We start from the raw sequence: 6,085 nt of genomic DNA, 5'->3' as shown, positions 1-6,085 counted from the left end.
GGCTGAGCTGCGGGCCAAGGGCACCCTGGCGTTGCGTCAGGCCTCCGAGCGGGTGCGGGCCCGCTACGGCTTCGCCTGCACCCGGGCCGATGAGGAGGAACGGCGCCTGCTGGAGCAGGCCGGCCGCTTCACGGCCGAGGAGCTGGTGAGCATCCAGGGCGCCTAGTTGGAGAGCACCCGCTCGATGCGGCGATCGGGGATCAGCCACATCAGTGCCACCAGCGCATAGAGCGCCTGGCCAACGGCCGGAGAGCGCAGGCTCGCCAGCATCGCCAATAAATAGAGGCTCAGGGAGGTGTGCCCCTTCCAGTCGCGGCCCACGGCCCGGCGCAGCAGGGAGTCGGGGCCCTGGCTGGCGATGATCCGCCCTTGCAGGATGAAGTAGGCGACAGCCGCCATCACCATCACAGCGCCATAGAGGACCGACGGGGCGATCGCCCGGTGGTTCTGGCCCATCCAGCCGGTGGCGAACGGGACCAGCGACAACCAGAACAGCAGATGCAGGTTGGCCAGGAGCACCGGGCCGCTGACCCGCTGAAGGGTGTGCAGCATGTGGTGGTGGTTGTTCCAGTAGATGCCGATATAGACGAAGCTCAGCAGATAGCTGAGGAAGACAGGAATCAGGGGCACCATGGCCGCCGGTTCGGTGTCGTGGGGCACCTTGATCTCCAACACCATGATCGTGATGACGATGGCCAGGACACCGTCACTGAAGGCCTCCAGGCGGGTGGTGTTCATGACGCCCTGCGAGTGGATCTGGCTGCTTATGGCAGAAGCGACGCAGAGTGCAGCAAAAAAGAAATGAATCGCTACAGAGCCCAGACAGCCTGACACCACTGAACAGGCGCCGGACGCTCCATCCTGCGGGCCCCAACGGCGGCATCAGACGTCTACGCGGAGCAGGAAGCTCGTTAAAGAAGGGAGGCACCCCCTTGAAGCCAGATCCGATGAGAATTCCCATCCGAAGACGCCTGCTCTCGCTGGCCGCTGTGGCCGCATTGGTTGTCTCCCTGATGATCCAATGGCCAGGCACCGCCATGGCCAGCCATACACGCTCCATCACGCCCATCAGCATCGCCGCCATGACCGACAAGATGTCCGCCAAAGCCAAGGAAGCCGAAGGCAAGATGCAATCCGCCTATGGCGAAGTCACCGGCGATACAGGCCAACAGATCAAGGGCAAGGCCAAGCAGGTTCAAGCCTCTGCCATGAACGCCAAAGAAGCTGTGAAGGATGGCGCCAAGGCATCGGCCCGCAAGGCCAGCGATGCCGCCGACAAGCTGGCCGACAAGATCAAGTAAGCCCTGATTCGATCCATCCATCCCATTGAAAGGAGGCCCCAATGCTGGAGTCACTCGCCGTCCTTCTGGTGATTCTCTGGTTGCTTGGACTGGTGACGTCCTACACCATGGGCGGCTTCATCCATGTCCTGCTGGTCATCGCCCTGATCGTGATCGTGTCCCGGCTGCTCAGCGGCCGGGCCGTATGAAATCAAGGCGATGCCAGGGATCAGTGGTCCTTGGTCAGGCGCTGCCGCAGCTTGAGCAGCGCCTTGCGCTCCACATGCTGCACCTTGTGCTTGGACAGCCCGATGCACGTGCCGATCTGGGCCAACGACGGACAACCGTCTTCGGTGTAGCGAAGCCGCAACACCTGGCGTTCCGTGGGGTTCAGCCGGCTGACCTCACCATGGAGCCAGTGGTAGTCGTCCTGCAGACCGGGCTCCCTGGGGTCACCGATCAGATCGGTCAGAGAGACATCCCCATCGCCGCTCCCGAGGGTCTGATCGAGGGAGAGGGTCTGCAGATCGTGGGACGCCTGAAGGACGGTCTCCAGCCGTTTGACGCTCTCGCCCAATTCAGAACCGATCTCTGCCAGCGACAGGGGCTGGGGCGAAGCCAGGCGCAGCGCCTGAATCTTGCGGGCCAGGGCCGCCATCTGGGGCGGCACCCGGATCAGCCCCGTCGTCTCCTGGAGATGGCGATGCACCGACTGGCGGATCCACCAGGAGCCATAGGTGGAAAACCTGCAGCCCCGCTCGGGCAGGAAGCGCTCCACCGCTCGGATCAGGCCGAGGTTGCCGGCCTGCACCACATCCATCGGATCCAGGTGCATCAGACGGATGCGGTTGTGCTGCTGCTTGCAGAGCGAAACCACCAGGCGCAGATTGCCCGTCACCATGCGCGCCAGGGCCCGCCGTCCGCGCCGTTCCTGGCCTGGAGACGCCGCCGGGTGGGAACGCCAGTCCTGAACAAGGGCACCGAGGTGCAGTTCCTCTGACGGCGTCAGCAGGGGAATGCGACCGATGCTGCGCAGATAGTCCCCGAAGCAATCTGACATGGGACCGACAAAAAGGGGGCCACGTTCATCGTGGAGCCACCTTGATAGTGGGCGCGAGTGAACGGCAGATCTGCGGCAGATGGGCTGCAACAGGCCTATTGAGGCCTCGCCGGACACAGTCTGCCATTGGCCTCCACCCGTTCACCATTCATCCCGAGGAGAAGATTTCATGTCTCTGATTTCACTGGTCATCACCCTGATTGTTGTCGGGGTGCTGCTGTGGCTCGTCAACAACTACATCCCCATGGATGGCAAGATCAAACGCATCCTGAACATTGTCGTCGTCGTGGCGGTCGTGGTGTGGCTGCTGAACATTCTTGGCCTGATGGATTCGATGCGCAGCATCCGCATCGGCCGATGAGACAGGGCGGCGAGAGGAATGAACGGGAGAAGAATGGCTCCATCACGGTGCTGCCCCGACCTCACCCCTCCTGAGCCGGGGCCCCAGGGTCGCGCAAGGCGTGCAGGGCTTCCGTTTCTTCGGGTCCGAGCACAACCAACGCCGACGTTTCTCCCGCCAGAGGCAGGCTGAGCGCCAGGGGCAGCGCATCACTGGGGCGCGGCAGCAGGGCGGCCATGTCGAACTGGGCCGAACCCTCCGGCAGGGCGCCGCCTCCGGGTGGCACCAACTCCTCGCTGCGGTTGGCCAGGGTCCAGGCGCCGCCCATGCCGTCGCTGATCAGCAGGGGTCTGGCGTGATCGACGGCCACCCCCGGCGTGAGGGCGCTGAGGCGCAGGCGATCGCCACTGGGGTAGGCGGGATCGGGCTGGGCGAAGATCCGCAGCGACCAGCGGTTGTCGTCCTGGTCCCGCAGGCTCCAGCGCTGGGTCTCATCGGCGCGGGCCAGGCCGGGGGCCAGGGTCAGCACCAGCAGCAGCCCCAGGAACAGGGGCACCAGCCTGGATGGCCAGGGGCGCCGTCGGGCGCCTGGAGAGGCCGCAACAGATTGAGCAGAAACACGCATGGCAGGAGCCCCGATCCAGGGAGATTCAACGCTATCGTTTTATCGTCCGGCAGTGGCAAGCGGTCCATCCGCAAGGCGGTGTCGCCGCCCCCTGCCGGTCTGTCCATCTTCGGATGCCTAGCCATGACCACCACCAACCTGTCGCGTTCCGGGGTCCATCCCTGGGATCGCTTCAAGACCTGGGTCACCAGCACCGAGAACCGCCTCTACGTGGGCTGGTTCGGCGTGCTGATGATCCCCACCCTGCTGACGGCCACCGTCTGCTTCGTGATCGCCTTCATCGCGGCGCCCCCCGTCGACATCGACGGCATCCGCGAACCGATCGCCGGCAGCCTCCTCTACGGCAACAACATCATCACCGCCGCCGTCGTGCCCTCCAGCAACGCCATCGGCCTGCACTTCTACCCCATCTGGGAAGCCGCCAGCCTCGATGAGTGGCTCTACAACGGCGGCCCCTACCAGCTGATCATCTTCCACTTCCTGATCGGCATCTACTGCTGGATGGGTCGGGAGTGGGAGCTCAGCTACCGCCTGGGGATGCGTCCCTGGATCGCCGTGGCCTACAGCGCCCCGGTGGGTGCCGCCACCGCCGTGCTGCTGGTGTATGCCATCGGCCAGGGTTCCTTCTCCGACCCCATGCCCCTGGGCATCTCCGGCACCTTCAACTTCATGCTGGTACTCCAGGCCGAGCACAACGTGCTCATGCATCCCTTCCACATGCTCGGCGTGGCCGGGGTGTTCGGCGGCGCCCTGTTCTCGGCCATGCATGGCTCACTCGTCACCAGCTCCCTGGTGCGGGAGACCACCGAAACCGAATCCCAGAACCGGGGCTACAAGTTCGGCCAGGAGGAGGAGACCTACAACATCGTGGCCGCCCACGGCTACTTCGGCCGGCTGATCTTCCAGTACGCCTCGTTCAACAACAGCCGCAGCCTCCACTTCTTCCTGGCCGCCTGGCCGGTGGTGGGGATCTGGTTCGCCACCCTGGCGGTGATCAGCTTCTCCTTCAACGTGAACGGCTTCAACTTCAACCACTCCGTGCTCGATCACCGGGGCCGGGTGATCAACACCTGGGCCGACATCCTCAACCGCGGCGGCCTGGGCATCGAAGCCATCCACGAGCGCAACACCCACAACTTCCCCCTCGATCTGGCGGCCACCGCAAGCACCCCCGTGGCCCTCACGGCTCCGTCGATCGGTTAGTGGGGCTTTGAACCCCGCCCAGCCATCGGCGCCCTGAGCCCCTGCCGGGCCCGGAGAGATCCGGGCCCTTTTGCCTTTCCCGCCTGTCCGCCCGTCCCACCCCCCTCGTCCGGAGCCGCCGACCCATGGCCCAGATCCTGCTTCCCAGCCTGCGGCGCCTGGCGCTGACCGCCCTCGCCTCGTTGGCGATGGTGCTGCTCGGCGCCCTGCTGCTCACCTTGTCACCACCGGCGGCCCAGGCCGCGGCCAGCGACGTGCCGCCGACCCTCGCGCCGGTGGAACCCACCACCCTGGCCAAGGCCGTGGTGGCCATGGAAGATCTCGATCGGATGCGCATCGCCCTGGCCTCCACCCTGGAGGGCAGCAGCGAGGAGCCCACCCAGCAGACCATGAAGGAGGTCTGCAAGCCGGTGGGCATGAAGGCCGCCGCGATCGGCGAGGAGAACGGCTGGCAAGTGCGCCAGGTGGCCGCCAAATTCCGCAACCCCGACCACGCCCCCGTCGGTGCCCAGGAGCGGGAGGTGATCGACCTGTTCCACCGCCAGCCGGCGATCACCGGCCTGTGGCAACCGGCCACGGCCGAGCAGGGTGCCGGCGTGAACTACTACCGCCGCATCAACGTGGAGCCCAGCTGCCTGGCCTGCCACGGCACCAAGGCCAGCCGGCCGGCCTTCGTGACGGAGAACTACCCCGCCGACCGGGCCTTCGATTTCAAGGCGGGGGACCTGCGGGGGATGTACGCCGTGTTCATCCCCGAGGCACCGCTGGCCCGTGACACGCTGGGGGACACCACCGGCTGAGGCGATGGCCCGCCCCCCCTACCAACCCTCCCTGCTGCGGCTGACCCATGGGGTCACAGCGTTGCTGGTGCTGGCCGCCTGGCTGAGTGGGCTGATCGTCTACAGCCGCTACGACGGCCGCTGGGGGCGGCTGCCGTTCACCCCGCCCGGCAGCTGGATCGACCTGCACGGCCAGGCGGGCTTCCTGCTGCTGCCCCTGGGCCTGGTCTTCGCCGCCTACGCCCTCAGCCTGGGCCGGCCGCGCCTGCGGCGAGCCACCAACACCATGGCCCTGGGGGCCCTGGCACTGGCGGTGGCGACCGGCAAGCTGATGCAGGAGGACTGGCTGCGGGACGGCCAGCTGCACCATCTGGCCTACAGCCTGCACCTGGTGGCCTGGCTGCTGATCGGCCTGGCCGTGGTGCTGCATGTGGCAGGCAGCCTGCGCTTGGGGGGCACACCGCTGCTGGCCTCCATGGCCAGCACGAGCCTGCGGCCGGGTGATCGGCCTGGAGACTGGCCGGGCCAGGTGCGACGGTATCTGAAGCGGGGTCAATAGTGATACCGAAGCTGGGCCAGTAGCAGAGCGTCACCGTCAACCTTGTAGACCATGCGGTGTGCGTCGTTGATGCGGCGTGACCAGTAGCCAGCCAGGGCGTGTTTCAGCGGTTCCGGCTTGCCGGTGCCTGAATACGGCGTCCGAGACGCTTCCTTGATCAGTGCGTTGATGCGCTTGAGCAGGACCTTGTCGGTGGCCTGCCAGTGGAGGGACTCCTCCCAGGCCTGCTCAGCGAAGAT

The 6,085-nt window shown here is 66.0% G+C and carries 10 protein-coding genes; 6 read left to right on the top strand and 4 right to left on the bottom strand.

What is annotated here, in order from left to right; translation table 11 throughout:
• Positions 1-162: 162 nt before the first annotated feature.
• Positions 163-738, bottom strand: a complete 576-nt coding sequence (locus KBZ04_RS13520; protein ID WP_254992428.1) for a TMEM175 family protein — start codon at positions 736-738, stop codon at positions 163-165.
• Between the two features lie 209 nt (positions 739-947).
• On the opposite strand from KBZ04_RS13520, the gene KBZ04_RS13515 reads away from it, so the two are divergent.
• Positions 948-1,301 carry a CsbD family protein gene (locus KBZ04_RS13515; protein WP_254992427.1) on the top strand — a complete coding sequence of 118 codons (354 nt, stop codon included), beginning with the start codon at positions 948-950 and terminating at the stop codon, positions 1,299-1,301.
• 41 nt (positions 1,302-1,342) lie between these two features.
• Positions 1,343-1,489: a lmo0937 family membrane protein gene (locus tag KBZ04_RS13510; RefSeq protein ID WP_254992426.1), complete on the top strand. Its 147-nt coding sequence runs from the start codon at positions 1,343-1,345 to the stop codon at positions 1,487-1,489.
• Between the two features lie 20 nt (positions 1,490-1,509).
• On the opposite strand, the gene KBZ04_RS13505 is transcribed toward KBZ04_RS13510, so the two are convergent.
• Positions 1,510-2,340 carry an RNA polymerase sigma factor RpoD/SigA gene (locus KBZ04_RS13505; RefSeq protein WP_254992425.1) on the bottom strand — a complete coding sequence of 277 codons (831 nt, stop codon included), beginning with the start codon at positions 2,338-2,340 and terminating at the stop codon, positions 1,510-1,512.
• A gap of 169 nt (positions 2,341-2,509) precedes the next feature.
• Between KBZ04_RS13505 and KBZ04_RS13500 the strand changes: the two genes are divergently transcribed.
• Positions 2,510-2,701: a Thivi_2564 family membrane protein gene (locus tag KBZ04_RS13500; protein WP_254992424.1), complete on the top strand. Its 192-nt coding sequence runs from the start codon at positions 2,510-2,512 to the stop codon at positions 2,699-2,701.
• A gap of 61 nt (positions 2,702-2,762) precedes the next feature.
• Here the strand turns inward: KBZ04_RS13500 and KBZ04_RS13495 are convergent, their stop codons facing one another.
• On the bottom strand, positions 2,763-3,236 hold the full coding sequence (locus tag KBZ04_RS13495; protein ID WP_254992423.1) for a DUF3122 domain-containing protein: 474 nt from the start codon (positions 3,234-3,236) through the stop codon (positions 2,763-2,765).
• Positions 3,237-3,428: 192 nt separating this feature from the next.
• Between KBZ04_RS13495 and psbA the strand changes: the two genes are divergently transcribed.
• The 3 genes from psbA to KBZ04_RS13480 all read left to right on the top strand — a co-directional run bounded on the left by psbA (position 3,429) and on the right by KBZ04_RS13480 (position 5,846).
• Positions 3,429-4,508 carry a photosystem II q(b) protein gene (gene psbA / locus KBZ04_RS13490; protein ID WP_254992422.1) on the top strand — a complete coding sequence of 360 codons (1,080 nt, stop codon included), beginning with the start codon at positions 3,429-3,431 and terminating at the stop codon, positions 4,506-4,508.
• A gap of 125 nt (positions 4,509-4,633) precedes the next feature.
• The gene (locus tag KBZ04_RS13485; protein WP_254992421.1) at positions 4,634-5,308 is read left to right on the top strand and encodes a DUF3365 domain-containing protein; all 675 of its coding nucleotides are present in this window, start codon (positions 4,634-4,636) and stop codon (positions 5,306-5,308) included.
• A gap of 4 nt (positions 5,309-5,312) precedes the next feature.
• Complete coding sequence (locus KBZ04_RS13480) at positions 5,313-5,846, top strand: cytochrome b/b6 domain-containing protein (protein WP_254992420.1); 534 nt, start codon at positions 5,313-5,315, stop codon at positions 5,844-5,846.
• Here KBZ04_RS13480 and KBZ04_RS13475 read toward each other — a convergent pair.
• The coding region (locus tag KBZ04_RS13475; RefSeq protein ID WP_254992419.1) for a Txe/YoeB family addiction module toxin at positions 5,840-6,085 on the bottom strand (246 nt) is incomplete at its 5' end. The two genes, KBZ04_RS13480 and KBZ04_RS13475, sit on opposite strands and share 7 nt — an antisense overlap.

Source organism: Cyanobium sp. N5-Cardenillas, assembly GCF_024345515.1.
Lineage (GTDB): Bacteria > Cyanobacteriota > Cyanobacteriia > PCC-6307 > Cyanobiaceae > Cyanobium.
The sequence above is the reverse complement of the archived record's forward strand: the minus strand, read 5'-3'. Positions and strand labels throughout refer to the sequence as shown.